Raw genomic sequence first — 18,987 nt, 5'->3', positions numbered from 1 at the left:
TACGGAACAACATAGTTCAGGTGAGCGTAGAAACCCTTCTCGTGTCGATGGATGCACGTATGTCCGTTCCTTTCATTGTCAGCTTATATCATAACATAATCATCGCAATCCTGTACAGCGAATGTGTGAATCCTATATAGTAAATGTGAAAAGCTTGTGAACGGTTTTTAAAAAGCTTGACACGCAGAGCGAACAATCCTATTATGAGCATATCGGTTGTGAATGAGGAAGTAATATGAAGCATTAAGATATGAGACGTGAAATGGAAAGCGCCTCCCGAAGGAGGAGGCGCTGAAAGGAGGAGACGGTTATGACGATTCGAAAGCTGAGAGAACCCGGAAGCGCGGTGACGCATCTGATTGCGTTGATTCTGACACTGGCGGCAGCAGGGCCGCTGATTCGCGTGGCAGGATTTACACCGGACAGAAAAGCCGCTCTGACCGTCTTTGTGTGGAGCATGGCAACTTTGTACCTTGCCAGCACGCTCTTTCATGCCATCTGCGCTAGCCCGCGTTCGTCGCTGCACCTTCAGCGGTTTGACCACGCGAGTATTTATCTGCTGATCGCAGGGAGCTACACGCCGATCTGTGTCATATCTCTCGACAAACCGTATGGCTACGAACTTCTGGCAGTCGTCTGGACAATCGGCCTGGCCGGCATTCTGGCAACTTTGTTTGTCCGTCATTTCCCGAAGTGGATCTCTGCGGTGATCTACATCGCGATGGGGTGGATGGCCGCCTTTTCACTTCCGCGGCTGGCGGGCTGCCTTTCGACACCCGCCTTGTCCTGGCTCGTTGCCGGCGGCATCGTTTACACCATCGGCGGCATCATCTATGCCCTGAAGATGGAGAACTTCAACCGCCGGCACCCGAACTTTGGAAACCATGAGATCTTTCACCTGTTTGTCATGGCCGGGAGCTTCTGCCACTTTGTGATGATGTTTCTTCTATGAGAGGGGGACCGCAGGCCGGACGTCCACAACTCCGGATTTGGTCAGCGTATCCGAGAATGCGTAGGCGTTGCAATCTCCATTCAGGTTCAGATACAGGTGATCCAACAGGTTTTCGTTGACAATCCATGCCATATGAATCTGTATACTTTTTCCTGGGGCCAGTGACGGGATATAATTTCCTCCATTGCCATAATCTTCGGAAACATCGGAATAGGCCATCGTTTCCGTATTAGAAACGCCATCCCAGTTAACATAGTCGCAGTCCGTTCCCGACAGCTTTGCCGGGTCCGTTATCTGATACTGGCCGCCTTTGTGATCCAGAAGCATCAGGGTGCCACAATACAGAATGTGGCGAAGCTCACGGTCTGTGTTATTGGTATAGGTTACGGTCACATAGACGAGTTTCTGCTTCACGCTTTCTGTTTTGATGACCTTGTCTACGGTGTCGATTCCGTTGCCGGACTGAATGTAGTAGAGCGTGTTGTCTTTGATACGACCGTCTGCGTCAACCACAGTTTTCCATGCTTCCGGGATCCTGTCCTGAGAGAGAAGGTGCAGATCATCCGACAGTTTTACCGAATCTACACAGGCCGAGGCAGTACATTCCTCGAGCTCGTCCCCCGATGATATCCCGACTGATGATATCTCGAATGTCTTTCCGACTTGTAATACCGGAAGCTGATCCTCAGAGATACCGGGGGCTTCAGACTCTGTTTCTTCATCTGATGTTACATCGCTCCAGCTATACATATCTGCCGTTTTGATCATCTTGTCCGTCTCGGTAATCACCAGATGGTCTGCCACTTTGAAGGCATCTTCCTTTGATACGTCGTTCCCAATGAATATGGTAATGATGCGGTATTCCTCCGGACACAGAAGATATATTCTTTGATTGAAAATCCGGCTGTCCTTGTTGATCTTGAGGTCGTGATATTGAAGGTATACGCCCTCGTACCCGCCGAATGATCTTTTTTCATATTTCACGACGTTGTCGTCCTTGATGAGATGGTTCAGAGCATCCTGATCGATCAGTTCTGAGGAGAAGGAGAAACCGCCCCTCTGTTTGCTGTCTGAATATTGGAGATGCGATTCATCAGTCCATTCCATGCCCTCCGGAATATAGCCGGTGGTGATACGGATATCATGTACCTCCTCAGGAAGCGTGATGTTTTTGGTGTCTGCCGTCTGAAGCCCGGTTGCAATGCCATATGTCCCACGTTTCTCTGTAAATAAATGATAAAGCTGTACACCTGCGTAAGCGGCTGTCGACAAAGCCAGCCCGAAGGCAGCTACCATCGCAGCAACACTGGTACGGGACCACTTTCGTTTTTTCCCTGACGGAAAGTCGATTGTCTTCGATTGCCTCAGCTGCCGGTCTACCTCATCATGAATCATCTCATGGATAAAGTCTGGCGTTGAGGGGATTTTGTACTTCATATCCTCAAGTTTCATATTGTCAGCACCTCCATTTCCTGTAAATCCTGCCTGAGCTTTCCGCGAGCGCGGGCGAGTCTTTTTTGAACGGCACCTTCAGAGATCTCCAGAACCTGGGCAATCTCTCTGATGCTGAAACCTTCGATGTAGTACAAAATCATGGGAATCTGCAATTCATCTTTTAGAGAGTGAAGTGCTCTGTATAGCTCCATATAATCCGATTCCGGCTCCAGATTCATTGCCACCCTCCCATTCTCCTCGTCCAGGGGGACAAACCTGTCCGATTTTCTCAGGATTGCGTAACATTCATTGATCAAAATCCTGGTCAGCCACGTCTTCGCATACCGGTCATTCCGAAGCGTTCCGATCTTTGAGAATGCCTTTGCAATCGTTTCCTGAATGGCGTCTGCACAGTCCTGATCGCTGCAGAGAATTGCCTTGGCAGTCGAATATAGCTGCCTCTCAGATCCGAGAACCAGCGTTCCCAATTGCTTTTTGGTCACCTTCTCACCACCTCCTGTCTGCCTGAAGAATCTGTTTACATATATTAGATGCAGGATTGGGTTAATTATCCCATAGTAAGGAATCTGAATTATTAAATTCCGCTTGCGATGATTCATATTTCTCTGTATAACCTGAAGTAGGGAAACCCTACTTTTATGTTTTGAGAGGAGCTGATATGATGGCAGCAACAATGACGACTGAATTTGTGAATGACGCGAAGGTCATGTCCAAGGGACAGGTGACGATCCCAAAAAATGTCCGGGAGGCACTCGGCATTGATGTCGGTGACAGGGTCACATTTATCGTGGACGGGAATGAAATTCGAATGATGAACTCTGCTGTGTATGCGCTGAAGCGCTTTCAGAAGCAGATGAAGGGAGAGGCGAAAAAGGCTGGTTTCATGTCTGAGGATGATATCGCGGAGTGGATCACGAAGGCCAGAAGAGAGGATAACGCGCAGTGAAGGTAATGATTGATACGAATATTTTCATATCTGCGGCGCTCTTTCCGAATGGGCGGGTGGCGGCTGCTCTGATGAAGGCACTGATGCCGCCGTATGAGCCAGTGGTATGCGACTATGTTGTGGATGAGTTGCATCGTAAGTTTCGGGAGAAGTTCCCGGACAAGATGGTCGAGCTGGAGGCATTTCTGTTCGCAGCTCTGCAATCCATCGAGGTCATACCCATACCGGGAGAGGAAGCAGAGGCAGAGCTGAAGATTCGGGATATAAAGGACAGGCCGATTCTGCGTGCTGCACTGGGGGTCGGGGCAGATTTGTTTCTGACCGGTGACAAGGATTTTCTGGAATCATCAGTGACAGATCCAAGAATCATAAGTGTAAGGGATTTCCTGGCACAGTAAAAAACAGGCAGGGACCACGGAGAGGATCCGGGACCCTTGCCTGTTTTTTGGTGATTTCTGAGATTCACATAGAATAAACGATTAACTAATGCGCTACAAAAAACAACGGAAGAAAAGCTTTTTGAAAGAGACACATGAGGGAATATTGCGACAAAAATATCCTATAACAAGAGTGCGGGCATCAGAAACGGGACTATTAGGAGATACAAACATCATATTGCACAATATATGTTTGTATTTTATGGTAATAGCATCATATTGACAAGCCTTGAAGTGGAAGAGTATGATATCTCCAGCAAAGTTAATCGATTAACTAAAAGTGATATATCTATTATGTTTTGAAGGGAGAATTCATGATGAGAAAAAAACTTGTCTCAATCGGACTTGCAGGAACCCTTGCGGCCGGAATGCTTTCCGGATCAGCACTGGCTGCATCCACGGAAGGGGCTTCTGAAACTGTCAGCACGGGAGAGAGCGTGACACTGGCTGTCTGGAATGAGCCAAACAAAGATGATGCGCTGAATATGTATAAGCAGTGTGAGAAGGCAACAGGTATTCAGGTTGATGTGACCGTTATTCCAGAAAGTGATTATTCGTCCAAACTGAATCAGATGGTTGCCACGAAGGACTCATCTACAGATATTTATGTGGTCTGGGAGACTGATATCAAGAATTTTGCAGAGACAGGCGGTATTATCAATTTGGATGATGATTTGAAAGATTCATCCATAAATACAGGTGACATGATCGATGCGGTTTCAAAACTGACAGAAGGGCTGGGCGGAACCTATGGCCTTCCATGGTGCGCGGCTGCGGAAGTTATGTACTACAACAAGGATATGTTCGATGCGGCGGGAATCGATTATCCGACGAACGACTGGAGTTATAAGGATTTCAAGGCTGCAGCGGAAAAGCTGACACAGAAGAATGAAGATGGAACGACAGCAGTCTATGGTATGGATCTTCCGAATACCCAGACCTGGTGGGCTGGAATCGGCGGTGCAGGTGACCAGGTATATGATCCGGAAAGCGGAAAGCTGGTGATTGGAGATGGTGCCGTTTCGTTTGTAAGCGATTGTGCAAAGATGGTGAAGGACGGAATCATGCCGGAACCGTCTTCCGATACCTCAGATCTTTTCGGTGCTGGGAAAGCTGCTATGAGCTGGCAGGGAACCTGGATGATCGGAAGCTATAAGGACACACTTGGATTCAATTGGGATATCGCGACGATTCCGACGAACAAGGTCAAGTACAATACCCTTCACACTGGCTTTTATACCATCAATGCAAATTCCGAAAAACAGGATGCGGCCTTCAAGGTCATTGAGTATCTGATGGGCGAAGAGGGACAGACGATTAATTCCAAAGCCTCCGGTAATATGTCTGCCATCAAGTCGATCGCGGCTGAAGGTGCATGGAAGGTAGACGGAGCTCCAGTCGAAAACTGGGATGCAGTCACAGACGCTCTCGAATCGGGTGTATTCGGGTATACTTGTCTGCCATCCGGAGTGACCAGTAACGCGGTATCAGAATTTGATAATGCGCTTTTGGGACAGGAGTCCCCGGAGGACGCAGTCAAAAACGCGTCGGACTATGCGGCTGAGACAATTGGGTATTGATTATCCCAGTCAGGTGATGGAAGTGCTCGGAGGGGCGGGCCAGGATGAAGACCCGCTCCCCTTTTTATGAAGGCGACCGCTCATCATCGAGTGCAGAGCACAAGATGACGGCGGAATCGCCGTATCGAGTTGGACAGAGTCAATTTGTCCAACTCGAATGCCAACAGAGACATGGAGGAGTGTTCTGCGGGGAAGGGAAGGATGTCAGATATGAAGGGGACGAAGAAAAAATTTCAGATCGCTTATGTGTTCTGCCTGCCATGGCTGATTGGTTTTGTGTGCTTTACGCTTTTTCCAATTGGGTTCATGATCTATAATTCCCTGACCAATCGCAAGCTGACGGGAACATCAAGCTTTGTGGGACTGGCCAACTACCGGAATATGTTCAGAAGCAAGGTGTTCTGGAATTCACTGAGAGTCACGTTGTTTTACACCATAGTCATGCTGGTGATCACGACTGTCTGGGCACTGGTTCTGGCGATCCTACTGAACAATAAGATAAAGCTGAACGGCCTGTTCCAGTTCTTCTACTTCCTTCCTTCTGTTGTACCGACGGTTGCTCTGGCATACGCATTCAGAACGATGTTCGGAAAAGACGGAGGTCTTCTGAATGGGATTCTGGGGAATTTGTCAGGAAAAAACGTAACGATCAACTGGCTGATGGATCCAAAGACAGTATATCTGGCAGTGTTCTTTGTGACGCTCTTTACCTATAATACCGGGCAGATGATGTTGATCTTCCGTTCTGGAATTGCCGATGTGCCGAAGGATCTTTATGAGGCTGTCGAGCTCGATGGAGCTGGATCCTGGACGAAATTCTGGCACATCACGCTTCCGATGATATCTCCGCTTGTTTTGTTTAACGCTGTCAACGGTGCCATCAGTGCATTGAATGGTTCCTTTGCGCTTCTCTATCCGCTTTCAGGGGAAAATGGGGATCCGAAAGGCATGACACAGGTGCTGAGCCTCCTGATTTATAAAGAGGCATTCAGCAATATGAAAGTTGGGTATGCCTGTGCCTTGTCGGTTGTACTGTTTGTAATTGCCGCCTTGTTTGGGATTGCGATCTTCGCGATCTCAAAGAAGACCGTCTACTACGAAACATGAGGAGGAGCCGTGTAATGAAAGCTTCACATAAGAAAACAGGAAGAGGGATTGCACTGTACGCAGTGATGATCCTTGTAGCTGTGATCATGTTTGCCCCGATTGTCTGGATTTTCTCCGGCGGATTTAAAACGCTGACGGAATTTACAACCAGTGCTAAGATCATTCCAGAGAAAATGACACTTGAAAACTACATCTATATCTTCACACAGTCAAAAATCGGGCTCTATGTCCGGAACACACTGCTTCTGATTGTCGGCAATACTGTAGGAACGCTGCTGTCTTCCTCCCTGGTTGCCTACGCGCTTGCAAGGCTGGAGTTCAGAGGGAAGAACGTCATATTCTCAATCATCGTTGCAACCATGATGATTCCAAACATCGCACTGATCATTCCGCAGTATATTATGTTCGGAAAGATTGGCTGGCTGGATTCTCTGTTGCCGATGATCGTCCCTTCTTTCTTTGCGTATCCGTACAATGTGTTTTTACTTCGACAGTATTTTCGCTCTATTCCGAAAGAACTGGATGAAGCAGCCATTATGGATGGATGCTCGAAGTTCCAGGTGTTTTCAAGAATCATCGTTCCGATATCAAAGCCGACCTTTGTCACAATCGGGATTCTCTCTTCTGTATTCTGGTGGAATGAGCTGACGCAGCCTGTGTTCTATATCAATTCAGACAAATGGAGGACGCTTACGATCGCACTCATGACATCTTATATGTACACCTCCGGGAACGCTTTCGTAATCAACTGGCCCTCCATCATGGCGGCCTCCTCCCTGATGATTATCCCGCCGATGATTCTCTATTTGACAGCCGGGAAGCATCTTGAGGGAGGAATCAAAACCTCCGGCCTGAAGGGATAACAAACGAACGGACGTTTTCTTCCGGAAAAAGTTTGTACGAAGATGGATGTATGGGGTATGAAAAGGTATAGACCGTCAGAAATCAGACAAAGAGGTGAAAACTTTGACGCTCAAAGAGATCGCGCAGCGGGCGGGTGTTTCAACCGCCACAGTTTCCTATGTCATCAACAACTCCGGACATATCAGTGAGGAGACAAGGAAGAAAGTACAGGATATCATCCGGCAGACAGGGTACCGGACGAATAAACTGGCGGGAAGTCTTCGCAAAAACAGAACTGGGCTGATCGGAATACTGGTCGAGGATATCACGGTCTGGCATACGCCATATATCATAGACGGAATCAATCGGTTGGCGGATGAGAAAAACTGCTATACGATTCTCAGCAATCTGCAAATGGTACGCAAGATTGACAACAGCTTTGACAAGCTGACCGGATTCCAGAAGGACATTGATAAAGCTGTACAGACTCTTCTGGGGCTGCAGGTTGACGGGATTATCTATATCGGGATGCATGATCGCCTGATGGATAACGTGCTCAGGAAGGCAGGGAAGCCCGTCGTCTACTGTTACTGCTATACCGCTGATGGCGAGGCTTCGTCCGTGCGCTATGACAATGAGAAGGCTGAATACAGGATTACCAGAAATGTCATAGACAGGGGACATCGGAGAATTGCGCTGATCGGGGGATATGTGACCTCCGAACCTGCAAGGCTGAGGCGGAAAGGATTTCTGAAGGCGCTGCAGGAAGCGGGAATCACCTTGCCCAAAAGCTGGGATGAATGCGGAGAATATGATTTTCAAAAGGGAAAAGCCGCTGCGATCCGAATCCTGACGGGGAAGGACGGCGGAACGAAAAAAGATCTCCTTCCGAGGCAGGAACGACCAACCGCTATGGTTGCAATGAATGATGAGATGGCACTTGGCGTCTATAATGCCGCTGCGGAGCTGGGGCTTCGCATACCGGAAGATCTATCGGTTACAGGCTTCGACGATGCTGAATTTACCCAGCAGCTGATTCCACCATTGATGACGGCTCAAAGACCGCTTCACAAGATGGGATACTCCGCATTGTCTCTGCTGCTGGAGAGGATAGAGGATGAGAGCGAGCAGGTGACGAATATCATCTATCCGTGCAGGATCATAGAAGGAGCTTCTGTCAGTGATTTTCGGACAGGGGACAGTACAGTGAAAGATGACAGGAAGACGGAAGAGAACGGTACCTGACAGTAAGATTATCATGCCTGCCGTCAGACGGGCAGCAAGTGAGATACCGGAGGACAAGGTCGCCTTCCGGGAGGCTTTCGGTATGTAAGATGACGGCAGACGCAGAAAAAGGAGTACACGATGGATGAGAAGAGGCTTCAGAACATCCCCCTGCGGAATATCCATATTCATGATCAGTTCTGGGATAAATATATCGGTCTTGTGGAGAGCGTGATTCTTCCCTTCGAATGGGATCTGATCAATGACCGTGTTCCAGGAGCGGAAAAGAGCTATTGTATGCAGAATTTCCGGGTTGCGGGCGGCCTCGAGAAGGGGACTCACCAGGGGACGGTTTTTCAGGATACAGACGTTGCAAAATGGCTGGAGGCGGCAGCATATTCTCTTGCGAAGAAGCCGGACCAGGAATTGGAGAAGACAGCGGATGCTGCGATCGACTTGATTATCGGGGCACAGGAACCGGATGGGTATCTCAATACCTACAATACCATCCTGGGAAAAGGGCGCTTCTACGATCTGTTCGAGGGGCATGAGCTGTATACGGCTGGTCATATGATAGAGGCGGCGGTTGCCTATGCGGAAGCAACAGGAAAACGTAAATTTGTAAATTCCTGTGCGAAGCTGGCGGATTATCTGTGTTCGGTGTTCGGACCAGAAGAGGGAAAGATACACGGGTACCCAGGACATCCTGAGATTGAGCTGGCGCTGTATAAATTATACAAGTATACAGGAAAGCAGGATTATCTGCGTCTTGCACAGTATTTTCTTGATGTCAGAGGGCAGCAGCCCTGCTACTTCCTGTCAGAAAGCAATTATCAGAACGGAACCTTCATCTTCAAGGAATTCAAGGATTTTGGTATGGATTACTGCCAGGCAGACAGACCGCTGGCAGAACAGGACAAGGCGGAGGGCCATGCTGTCCGAGCTGTGTACCTGTACAGCGGAATGGCTGATGTTGCGGCTGAGACAGGCGATGAACGGATGCTCCGTCAGTGCGAGATGCTCTGGGAGAATATTGTTCGCAGAAAGATGTATGTAACCGGGAGCATCGGGTCGGCGGCTTATGGAGAGCGGTTCACCACAGATTATGATCTTCCGAATAATACTAATTATTCGGAATCCTGCGCGACAATCGGCCTGGCGATGTTTTCAAACCGTCTCTTTCAGATTACAAAAGACGGAAAGTATATGGACGTAGTGGAACTGGCACTGTACAATACCCTGCTATCCGGAATTGCGCTCGATGGAAGACATTTTTTCTATGTCAATCCGCTGGAATGTGTTCCGGAGGTGGCGGAACATAATCCGACGATGCGGCATGTGAAGACAGAGCGCCAACTCTGGTTCGGTTGTGCCTGCTGCCCGCCGAACATCACTCGAACGCTCGCGTCAATGGGAAACTATATGTTTCATGTTGGCGGTAACACTGCGTATCTGAACCTGTATCTCGCCGGAGAGATTGAGGCTCCGCTGCCAGAGGGAACCATGCGGATGACGGTCGAGGCGGATTATCCGGCGACCGGAAGAATCCGGATATGCCTACATCCGGAGAAGAGCAGACAGGATGCAGAGATTGCCCTGAGACTGCCAGCCTACTCTGCGGGGAGATATCAGCTCCTGGTCAACGGACAAAGGATATCTGTAGCAAAGGATGATGCAGGTCATGAAGAAAACCGGAGGGGTATCGATTCCGGAGAGCGGGCGGTGTATCGCAAAGGGTATCTCTACCTCAACCGCAGATGGCAGGACGGGGATCTCATCGAGCTTGATCTGGATGTGGCTTTCCGTTTTGTATATGGCAATCCGAAAGTGCGCGATGACATCGGAAAGGTGTGCATCATGAGAGGACCATCTGTCTATTGCTTCGAGGAGGCTGATAACGGAGCATATCTTGCTGGCTGCAGGATCGATACTTCGGCTCCAATTTGCACCGAAGAGAACCCGGATCTTCTGGGCGGAACGCTGTGTGCGGTTGTCTCAGGAAGCAGAATCGATTACCGCAGCGTCGGCAGCGACGAGCCGCTTTACAGCGCTAAGCGGCCGGTGTACCAGCCTTGCCATCTGAAGGCCATCCCATATGCCTGTTGGAATAACCGGGGAAAGGGAGAGATGCAGGTCTGGATGCGGGAAGAATAAACATTGTGTTCTGATTAAGTTTGAGAAGAGCTGCCGTGCAGGAAAACGGCAGCTCTTTTATTGAATGCGATAGTGATGAATCACGTAAACGATAGAAGATAGTTACCGAGTATATCGTCAATATGACAAAATATATTAAAAATATCCCCATAATATTAAAATTATAACCGAAAATCATCACCGTTATTTCAAGAATGTAAGTTGTTTAAACGTTATTACAATGATAATCTTTGCTCATAAGAAAGAAATAATGTGCAACATGCACAATAAAAGGAGGAAAAATATGAAAAAGAAAGCTGCATCTGTTGTATTAGCAGGAGCGATGGCACTAAGCCTTGCAGTTGGTTGTACACCCGTATTTGCCGGGGAGACGGAAGCTGCGGCAACTGGAGGAGCAACACTGAACCCAAACACAAAAAATGCAGAGGAGCTGACGTTATGGCATTATTTTGATGCGGCAGCTGATGCAAAAGCAATAATTGACTTTGCTAATGAATACAATGAACTCCAGGACAAAGTGTATATCAATCCAACATATGTTGCACGCCAGGAATTGATGAATCAGTACACAATCGGTGCTGTCTCCGGAGAGCTTCCTGATATCGGAATGGTCGATTCTCCGGATATGGAATCTTATATATCGCTTGGTGTATTTGAAGATGTCACAAAGCAGCTTGGTGATTGGGAAGATCTGGATAAGTTTTTCCCGGGACCGCTCTCGTCCTGCAAGGATGCAGACGGTAAAATCTATGGCCTTCCACAGAATTCCAATTGCCTGACATTGGCTGCAAATATGGATGCACTGAAGGAGGCTGGCATTGACAAGCTTCCGACAAGCCTTGATGAGTTCAAGGAAGATGTTGAGAAAACAACAAATTCAGACAAGAGCCAGTTTGGATTTGCAATGTGTGCGATCTCAACGGAGGAAGGTACTTTCCAGCTCCTTCCGTGGATTGTCGCGACACATGACGGAACAAAAACATCCTTGACCAATCTGACAGATGAGAAGGCAGCGATCGGGCTGGATGTACTCGGAGGGTTTGTAAAGAATGGTCAGATGAGTCCCGAGTGTGTCAACTGGACACAGGCGGATGCTTACAACCAGTTCTGTGCCGGGAAAGCTGCATTTGCTGAGATCGGAACATGGCATCTGGCATCGATTGATAATGATGTGAACGGCGCTTTTGAGTATCAGATCACGACTCTCCCAACCGGCGACGAGGGAACCTCCAGCTCCACAATTGGAGGTGAGAACTTTGGCGTTTGCACCGGATGTAAGGATGTCGATGAAGCAGTGAATTTCCTGAAGTGGTTCATGTCAAAGGACAGCGAGGAACGCTGGGCGGTACAATCCGGGAAACTTGCTACCAGATCGGATGCGGTACCGGTTTACACTTATCAGGAGGACAATTTCAAGATCTTCCAGAAACAGATGGATACAGCGCTTGCACGCGGACCACATGATCAGTGGCCGACGATCTCCGAGCAGATTTACACGGCAGCGCAGAAGGTGTTCCTGAATGGTGACTCTGCGGCAGATGCTTTGAAGGCTGCAAATGATGTGATTGCACCAATTCTGGAGAGCGACCCGCTTCCGGAGCAGTAATATAAAAGTCATTTCGGAGATTGCCGGTTCTCCTCTCAGGGGGAACCGGCAATCTCCATATCAAGACTGTATCAGGAAAGATGGGGAAAAGACATGACTGCAAAAAAAAGAAGATCGAATGGAAGGCGGACAAGGGAGGCATATGGCTTTATTCTTCCGGGAGTTCTGTACATGCTCGTGGTGGTAGGCTACCCGATTGTCTACAATTTTATTTTAAGTTTCAAAGATACCAGTGTCCGTAACCTTGCGACCGGGACATCGAAATTCATTGGCTTTCAGAACTATATAGAGCTGTTCCATAATCCGACATTTATTCTGGTTCTGAAGAATACATTTGTATTCACAATCGGAAGCCTGATCTTTCAGTTTACGATCGGGTATTTACTGGCGCTTTTTTTCTACAAAAAGTTTACATTATCCGGACCAATCAGAGGTCTCATGCTGATTCCGTACATGATGCCGATGGCTGTCACCGGCTTGCTCGGACAGAATCTGTTTTTAAATAGCGGTCTGATAAATAACTTACTCTCAAAGGTCGGTATAGCAGGACCGGCATGGTTGACATCTACGTCAACTGCCATGATTGCTGTTGTGATTATGAATTGCTGGGTGGGAATTCCGTTTAATATGCTCCTTCTGATATCCGGAATGTCGAATATATCGGAAGATGTCTATGAAGCCTCTGCGATTGACGGAGCCGGCAGGATGCAGCAATTCTGGAAGATCACAATGCCACTGATGAAAGACTCTATTCTTGCGGTTTTGATGCTCGGATTCATCTACACATTTCGTGCATTCGACCTGATGTTTATCATGACGGCGGGAGGCCCGCTGAATTCAACGGATGTTTTAGGAACCTACTCCTATATGCTCTCCTTTACACAGTATCAATTCTCAAAGGGATCAGCAGTCGCAATTGTACTGTTTCTTTGCCTGCTGCTGATTGGAATCCTGTATTTACTGTTGCTCAGAAAAGATGACAAGGAGGAAGAGGCATGAATCAGGAGCCTGACAGGATAAAATCCTTGCCTGCTTCCGAAAAACGCAGGCATTCAAGGGAATGGCATAGAAATCTCAGGCTGTCAGTTATTGCAGTCATCATCGCGGTGGTCTTTCTGTTTCCGATTTACTGGATGCTTCAGCTTTCTTTCAAGTCGGACATGGAAACATTCGGCAAAGTACTGACATATTTCCCGCATGAATTCACAATTGACCCGTGGATGGCGAATCTGGGAGACAAGGACTTCATTGCATCCTTGAGAAACAGTTTTTTAAATGGCCTTTTTACGATGATATTGACGATGCTTTTCGGGATTCCGGCAGCATATGGAATGGGGCGCTATAAGGTCAGAGGCTATCAGGCATTTCTGCTTATTTTTCTGGTAGCACAGATGCTTCCTGCATCCCTGATGCTGACCCCGATGTATCTGACATTCAGCAAAATGCATCTTCTCGGAACCTATGCTGCACCACCGATTGCGATCGCTGCAGGGGCGGTACCTTTTGCAGTTGTTACACTCAGGCCATACTTTAAAAGTGTTCCCGTCACACTTGACGAAGCAGCCAGAATCGATGGCTGTAACGCATTGCAGGCTTTTTTTCTGGTAATGATTCCCGCGGTTAAAACCGGGATTATCACGATCGTCACGATTTCCTTCCTGAATGGGTGGAACGATCTGATGTATTCTATGACCTTTAATGTCAAGCCGGAGATGAGGCCGCTGACCGCAAACATTCACAAGTTTCAGAGCAAGTACGGGACAAAATGGAACTGTATTATGGCATATGGAGCGATTCTGGTACTTCCGGTCATATTCATGTTTATCTTCCTTCAAAAATATATTGTCGGGGGGATGACGGCGGGAGCAGTAAAGGAATAATAAATAGAAAGGATAAACACATATGGGAGAACAGGCTATCATGAATTCAATGGGAACAGCATCTGCGGAAGTCGCCGGACAGACCAGGCGCAGGTTCGGGTATTATTTTACGGAAGCAAATGCTCTTTGCTACAGGCTTGGGGCGGAGAAACTGGTGATTGCTCCATGGGGACAGAACAGTTTCCGAGTGACAGCGACGAAGTGTGCAGAGATGCCACAGGAAAAATGGGCATTGACGGAGGAGGTTCCGGAGAGCAATTCGGAAATCAGGATTGGAGAGCTGGAGGCTCAGATCACCAATGGCAAAATCACTGCCATTATCAATAACATCGGAAAAATTGAATTCCGTAACGAAAAGGGAGAACTTCTGCTTGAGGAGTATCTTCGAAACAAGAATGATATGCAGAGCAGTACGACGAGTTCTCTGATGGTGGATGCTCGCGAATTCAAGGCAATCATCGGAAGCGAAGATTATCATCTGAAGGCGAGATTTGTATCAAATCCAGAGGAAAAAATTTTTGGTATGGGACAGTATCAGCAGCCTTACCTAAACCAGAAGGGGATGGATCTGGAACTGGCGCATCGAAACTCACAGTCTTCAGTTCCGTTTATGATCTCGTCTCTGGGATATGGATTCCTCTGGAATAATCCTGCTGTAGGACGAGTAAACTTCGGAAAAAATATTACAACCTGGGAGGCGGAATCTACGAAGAAACTGGACTACTGGATTACAGCAGGAGACACGCCTTCAGAAATAGAGGAAGCGTATGCTTCAGCAACGGGGAAAGTCCCGATGATGCCAGATTATGCGATGGGGTTCTGGCAGTGCAAGTTGCGTTATCAGACACAGGACGAGCTCCTCGATGTCGCCCGCGAATATAAAAAAAGAGGGCTCCCAATCTCTGTGATTGTAATTGACTTTTTCCACTGGCCAATGCAGGGTGAATGGAAGTTCGACCCGGTTTACTGGCCGGATCCAGACGCAATGATCAGGGAATTGAAGGAGATGGGGATCGAGCTGATGGTTTCGATCTGGCCGACGGTGGATTACAGAAGTGAGAATTTCCAGGAAATGAACGAAAAAGGATATCTGATCCGTGTAGATCGAGGATACCCGATCTCAATGGATTTCCAGGGAAATACGCTCCATTTTGACGCTACAAATCCAGATGCGAGGAAGTATGTCTGGGGGAAGGCAAAGCAGAACTATTACGACAAGGGAATCAGGGTATTCTGGCTCGATGAGGCAGAGCCGGAATACACATATTATGATTACGACAATTATCGGTATTTCCTTGGGCCAGATGTGGAGGTTGGCAATATCTATCCGGTGATGTACGCAAAGACATTCTTTGACGGGATGAAGGCGGAAGGTCAGCACAATATTATTAATCTGCTTCGCTGTGCGTGGGCTGGATCTCAGAAATATGGCGCACTGGTCTGGTCTGGCGACATTATGTCTTCCTTTGAGAGCCTCCGGAATCAGTTTGCGGCTGGATTAAGCATGGGAATTGCCGGGATTCCGTGGTGGACAACCGACATTGGCGGCTTTTTTGGCGCATGGGTGGATGACCCGAAGTTCCATGAACTTCTTATCAGATGGTTCGAGTATGGAACCTTCTGTCCGGTTATGCGGCTTCATGGCGTTCGCTGGCCCATGCAGCCACAGGTTGGGACAAGTGGCGGGGCAACCTGTGTGTCTGGGGCACCCAACGAAGTCTGGAGCTATACACCTGAGGTATATGAGATTCTGAAGAAGTACCTGTTCCTTCGTGAAACAATGAAACCATATATCACTGAAGTAATGAAGGATGCACATGATAAAGGTACACCCGTCATGCGGCCGCTCTTTTATGATTTCCCGGCAGATCAGGAATGCTGGGACTGCGAGACAGAATACATGTTCGGACCGGAGATTCTGGTTGCGCCTGTCATGCATGAAGGAGAACGTAAGCTTTCAGTATATTTCCCAAAAGGAGCTACATGGAAGAATTACTGGACAGGGGATATCTACGAAGGAGGATCAAGGGTAGAGGTTCCGGCTCCGCTTGAGCAGATTCCAGTGTTCACAAGGAATGGGTTCTGCTTCGAATAACATACTGATGCAGGGATTCTCATCTTTCTGTATGTGCAGGGAAAAACATGATGGATGGGAATCCCTTCTTTATAGCAGGTAAGCAATATGTCCAAGAAGAGTGTTTTTGCATATAGTGGTCCGGTATTTACATGGGGAAGTAAAGCGTTTGACCTTATGCTTGTTTCAATCTGGTGGATTCTTGGAAGCCTGCCGATTGTCACAATTGGGGCATCAGCAGCGGCAATTTATGATGCTGTTTCCAGGTCTGTAGTGGAAGACAGAGAAAGTGTGACCGAACGTTTCTGGGCTACCTGGAAAAATTCGTTAAAAATAGGAAGTCTGCACGGACTGTCCAGCTTTTTGCTGTCGGCTTTGTTTCTGCTGAATTTTGGGATAAGCAGTAAATTATTCCATGGACATGTGCAATGGTTATTATGTGCACTTTATCTGGTACTGTTTCTGGCAGTCATGGCAGTCTGCTGCTATCTGTTTCCGCTGATATCGAGATATCGTATGCCTTTTGGATGGTACTTAAAACCGGCAGTATTTTGTACCTATCATTATCCTCTGCAAACAATAGCAGGGATTGCATTGTTGATGGCAGGATATTATGCAGTATATCGGTTTCCGCTGACTGTTCTTCTGGTTCCCGGGTTTTTCACCTGGTTTTTGAATGGCTTGGTTGAAAAGAAAATCCGGTCTTTTCAGGGTGGACAAGAATAATTATCTTTGCAATTGGTGAATTTGCATTAAAATAAGAACCATGTGAATGACTGCAGAATGGGGAGGAGCAGGTGAACTGGAAGGGTGCATATAAAAGGAGTCGTATCAAAAGTCCAGGTGGATTTCTGAAGCGATTTATAAGGGCTCTCCGTACCAACTATTTTCTGAGAGTATCCATCATCATGATGTTCTCACTTGTTGGAGCATCCATGGCCTTCCTGTTTTATCTTCAAACACAATATCTGCAGTATCTGATTGAAAATTCTACACAGACAGATAAAGTTCTTCTCAACACTGAGGAGAGTACAATCAGAAGAAATATCGATAACGTCATACAAGTTGGGGCAAAGTTATCCCTGAATGCTGATTTGATAGAGTCGGCAACTGCGCTGCGGGAAGATCCGGACGACACACTTTCAAAGCTGACGCTGAGACATGAGCTGGAACAGACTTTTAAGGAGAGTGGAGGAGAACTGATTAACGTTCTGCTTATGACTGCCGATGGGAACATCCTTTTTCAAAGGAACCGTGTGATCGGTAACTTGACCGGGACTGAAGCATATTGGAATCAGAGCAATGAGCGATTGCTTGAAAACCTTTCAAGTAAATTGTTTGATCAGTTGGAGCAGAATACCGTTCCGAAGTGTGTCTGGACCACTGAACCGAATCAGTTTATCTTTCATACTCAGGAGGCGCCTGTATATACCTGCAGAAATATGATCAATATTGCATTCTCCCTTCCGGGAAATACGTCGCCTGATCAGGTTGACTCCATCCTTGTCCTGAGTTTTGAATTGTCTTCTGTAAGCGCTTTTTTCAGTCAGATTACGGGCATGTCGAATAACTATACAGATACGTATATTACGGATCAAAACGGATATTTGGTGTATGCTCCTGAATCTGGGATGGTTGGGAGGAGATTGGAAAATGTCGCGCCTGAGGGGAAATATCGAATTGTATCGACTGAAATTGATAAAACAGGATGGAACCTCAATATTGCATTGGATGTAGAAAGATTAAACGGGATCATCCGTATGCGATACCACAAAGGCGTCACGGTCCTGCTCCTGGCGATCTTGTTAATCAGTGCAGTTCAATTTGTTATGACAAGAAGAGCGCTCTCTCCAATTCGAAGTATCCAAAAAGCGATGAATAGTGTCAGAAAGGGCGTGTGGAAAACGCGGATTGAGATCAAAGGGGAGGACGAAATATGGAAACTCGCTGAAAATTACAATGAGATGGCTGATGCATTGGAAGAATGGAAAGAGAAAAATGCGCGTCAGAATGAGGAACAGATTCAGGCAGTCAGGAAGACCGCGGATGCGCAGATGCATGCACTGGAATCTCAGATCAATGCCCATTTTCTGTGTAATACGCTGAATGCGATTAACATGAGTGCTGCGGAACAGGGGAACGAGGAAGTATCTGAGATGCTGAGAAAGCTATCCGATATTATGCGTTATGCTTACTCAAGCTCGACGGGGGCGGTAACGCTTGGAGATGAAGTACACTGGGTTACACAGTACCTTGCGCTACAGAAGTTTCGACTGATGGATCGGTTTGATTATCGGGTTGAATTTCCGCCTCAGTATCTGGAATGGCCGTGCTGCAAGTTGTTTCTTCAGCCGTTCGTTGAAAATTCAATCCGACACGGGTTTGTAGAGAAGGAAAAGGACTGTTTTATCAGCGTAACGGGACGAATGGGGAAAGATGGCAGAATGGAAATCCTCATTGAAGATAATGGCTGCGGGATGAGTGATGATCAGAGTCATGCCGTACAGGAAAAGTTGTCTGCCGCAGTATTTATCCATATGGAGGGCACCGGGATCGGGCTTGAGAATGTTGCTGCAAGGTTGAGAATTTTTTACGGAGAAAGATTGGAGATCCGGTTTTGGACGGAGGAAGGGAAGGGGACCCGGTTTCTTCTTGAACTGCCTCTGCCTCATAGTTTTTTACAGGATGACGCTGAAGAAGAGTATCTGTAGTGGGACGGTTCCTGGATA

General features: G+C 47.5%; 16 protein-coding genes. 14 read left to right on the top strand and 2 right to left on the bottom strand.

The window, feature by feature from the left end:
* Positions 1-310 precede the first annotated feature (310 nt).
* Complete coding sequence (gene trhA / locus FYJ35_RS05490; RefSeq protein WP_154524330.1) at positions 311-952, top strand: PAQR family membrane homeostasis protein TrhA; 642 nt, start codon at positions 311-313, stop codon at positions 950-952.
* On the opposite strand, the gene FYJ35_RS05485 is transcribed toward trhA, so the two are convergent.
* Positions 947-2,404, bottom strand: a complete 1,458-nt coding sequence (locus FYJ35_RS05485) for a DUF4367 domain-containing protein (RefSeq protein ID WP_154524327.1) — start codon at positions 2,402-2,404, stop codon at positions 947-949. The genes trhA and FYJ35_RS05485 overlap by 6 nt on opposite strands.
* On the bottom strand, positions 2,401-2,889 hold the full coding sequence (locus tag FYJ35_RS05480) for a sigma-70 family RNA polymerase sigma factor (RefSeq protein ID WP_328597045.1): 489 nt from the start codon (positions 2,887-2,889) through the stop codon (positions 2,401-2,403). Before FYJ35_RS05480 ends, FYJ35_RS05485 begins: the two co-directional genes overlap by 4 nt.
* Positions 2,890-3,065: 176 nt before the next feature.
* On the opposite strand from FYJ35_RS05480, the gene FYJ35_RS05475 reads away from it, so the two are divergent.
* The 13 genes from FYJ35_RS05475 to FYJ35_RS14965 all read left to right on the top strand — a co-directional run bounded on the left by FYJ35_RS05475 (position 3,066) and on the right by FYJ35_RS14965 (position 18,969).
* A complete protein-coding gene (locus FYJ35_RS05475) occupies positions 3,066-3,353 on the top strand; it encodes an AbrB/MazE/SpoVT family DNA-binding domain-containing protein (RefSeq protein WP_331469146.1) in 288 nt (95 codons plus the stop codon).
* Between the two features lie 5 nt (positions 3,354-3,358).
* Positions 3,359-3,751 carry a putative toxin-antitoxin system toxin component, PIN family gene (locus FYJ35_RS05470; RefSeq protein ID WP_154524452.1) on the top strand — a complete coding sequence of 131 codons (393 nt, stop codon included), beginning with the start codon at positions 3,359-3,361 and terminating at the stop codon, positions 3,749-3,751.
* Between the two features lie 353 nt (positions 3,752-4,104).
* Entirely contained in the window at positions 4,105-5,370 is a 1,266-nt protein-coding gene (locus tag FYJ35_RS05465) for an ABC transporter substrate-binding protein (protein WP_154524324.1), read from the top strand.
* A gap of 201 nt (positions 5,371-5,571) precedes the next feature.
* Positions 5,572-6,477 carry a carbohydrate ABC transporter permease gene (locus FYJ35_RS05460; RefSeq protein WP_205839729.1) on the top strand — a complete coding sequence of 302 codons (906 nt, stop codon included), beginning with the start codon at positions 5,572-5,574 and terminating at the stop codon, positions 6,475-6,477.
* A gap of 14 nt (positions 6,478-6,491) precedes the next feature.
* Positions 6,492-7,340 carry a carbohydrate ABC transporter permease gene (locus FYJ35_RS05455; protein WP_154524318.1) on the top strand — a complete coding sequence of 283 codons (849 nt, stop codon included), beginning with the start codon at positions 6,492-6,494 and terminating at the stop codon, positions 7,338-7,340.
* Positions 7,341-7,443: 103 nt separating this feature from the next.
* Positions 7,444-8,565 carry a LacI family DNA-binding transcriptional regulator gene (locus tag FYJ35_RS05450; RefSeq protein WP_154524315.1) on the top strand — a complete coding sequence of 374 codons (1,122 nt, stop codon included), beginning with the start codon at positions 7,444-7,446 and terminating at the stop codon, positions 8,563-8,565.
* Between the two features lie 120 nt (positions 8,566-8,685).
* Positions 8,686-10,698, top strand: coding sequence for a glycoside hydrolase family 127 protein (locus FYJ35_RS05445; protein WP_154524312.1), 2,013 nt, complete (start codon positions 8,686-8,688; stop codon positions 10,696-10,698).
* A gap of 283 nt (positions 10,699-10,981) precedes the next feature.
* On the top strand, positions 10,982-12,304 hold the full coding sequence (locus tag FYJ35_RS05440) for an ABC transporter substrate-binding protein (protein ID WP_205839728.1): 1,323 nt from the start codon (positions 10,982-10,984) through the stop codon (positions 12,302-12,304).
* Positions 12,305-12,397: 93 nt separating this feature from the next.
* Positions 12,398-13,303: a carbohydrate ABC transporter permease gene (locus tag FYJ35_RS05435; protein WP_154524306.1), complete on the top strand. Its 906-nt coding sequence runs from the start codon at positions 12,398-12,400 to the stop codon at positions 13,301-13,303.
* Positions 13,300-14,184 carry a carbohydrate ABC transporter permease gene (locus FYJ35_RS05430; protein ID WP_154524303.1) on the top strand — a complete coding sequence of 295 codons (885 nt, stop codon included), beginning with the start codon at positions 13,300-13,302 and terminating at the stop codon, positions 14,182-14,184. Before FYJ35_RS05435 ends, FYJ35_RS05430 begins: the two co-directional genes overlap by 4 nt.
* Positions 14,185-14,233: 49 nt before the next feature.
* Positions 14,234-16,279 carry a glycoside hydrolase family 31 protein gene (locus FYJ35_RS05425; protein ID WP_154524450.1) on the top strand — a complete coding sequence of 682 codons (2,046 nt, stop codon included), beginning with the start codon at positions 14,234-14,236 and terminating at the stop codon, positions 16,277-16,279.
* A gap of 87 nt (positions 16,280-16,366) precedes the next feature.
* Complete coding sequence (locus FYJ35_RS05420; protein ID WP_154524300.1) at positions 16,367-16,984, top strand: DUF624 domain-containing protein; 618 nt, start codon at positions 16,367-16,369, stop codon at positions 16,982-16,984.
* A 71-nt stretch (positions 16,985-17,055) separates the two neighbouring features.
* A complete protein-coding gene (locus FYJ35_RS14965) occupies positions 17,056-18,969 on the top strand; it encodes a sensor histidine kinase (RefSeq protein WP_154524297.1) in 1,914 nt (637 codons plus the stop codon).
* The last annotated feature ends 18 nt before the right edge of the window (positions 18,970-18,987 follow it).

It is taken from the genome of Porcincola intestinalis (genome assembly GCF_009696445.1).
Taxonomy (GTDB): domain Bacteria; phylum Bacillota; class Clostridia; order Lachnospirales; family Lachnospiraceae; genus Porcincola; species Porcincola intestinalis.
The sequence above is the reverse complement of the archived record's forward strand: the minus strand, read 5'-3'. Positions and strand labels throughout refer to the sequence as shown.

Excerpts from the sequence above, each read along its gene's own strand:
- FYJ35_RS05465 (WP_154524324.1), top strand. The coding sequence starts at position 4,105 with ATGATGAGAAAAAAACTTGTCTCAATCGGACTTGCAGGAACCCTTGCG.
- FYJ35_RS05425 (WP_154524450.1), top strand. The coding sequence starts at position 14,234 with ATGGGAACAGCATCTGCGGAAGTCGCCGGACAGACCAGGCGCAGGTTC.
- FYJ35_RS05435 (WP_154524306.1), top strand. The coding sequence starts at position 12,398 with ATGACTGCAAAAAAAAGAAGATCGAATGGAAGGCGGACAAGGGAGGCA.
- FYJ35_RS05470 (WP_154524452.1), top strand. The coding sequence starts at position 3,359 with ATGATTGATACGAATATTTTCATATCTGCGGCGCTCTTTCCGAATGGG.
- FYJ35_RS05475 (WP_331469146.1), top strand. The coding sequence starts at position 3,066 with ATGATGGCAGCAACAATGACGACTGAATTTGTGAATGACGCGAAGGTC.
- FYJ35_RS05445 (WP_154524312.1), top strand. The coding sequence starts at position 8,686 with ATGGATGAGAAGAGGCTTCAGAACATCCCCCTGCGGAATATCCATATT.
- FYJ35_RS05430 (WP_154524303.1), top strand. The coding sequence starts at position 13,300 with ATGAATCAGGAGCCTGACAGGATAAAATCCTTGCCTGCTTCCGAAAAA.
- FYJ35_RS05440 (WP_205839728.1), top strand. The coding sequence starts at position 10,982 with ATGAAAAAGAAAGCTGCATCTGTTGTATTAGCAGGAGCGATGGCACTA.
- FYJ35_RS05420 (WP_154524300.1), top strand. The coding sequence starts at position 16,367 with ATGTCCAAGAAGAGTGTTTTTGCATATAGTGGTCCGGTATTTACATGG.
- FYJ35_RS05485 (WP_154524327.1), bottom strand. The coding sequence starts at position 2,404 with ATGAAACTTGAGGATATGAAGTACAAAATCCCCTCAACGCCAGACTTT.
- FYJ35_RS05460 (WP_205839729.1), top strand. The coding sequence starts at position 5,572 with ATGTCAGATATGAAGGGGACGAAGAAAAAATTTCAGATCGCTTATGTG.
- trhA (WP_154524330.1), top strand. The coding sequence starts at position 311 with ATGACGATTCGAAAGCTGAGAGAACCCGGAAGCGCGGTGACGCATCTG.
- FYJ35_RS05455 (WP_154524318.1), top strand. The coding sequence starts at position 6,492 with ATGAAAGCTTCACATAAGAAAACAGGAAGAGGGATTGCACTGTACGCA.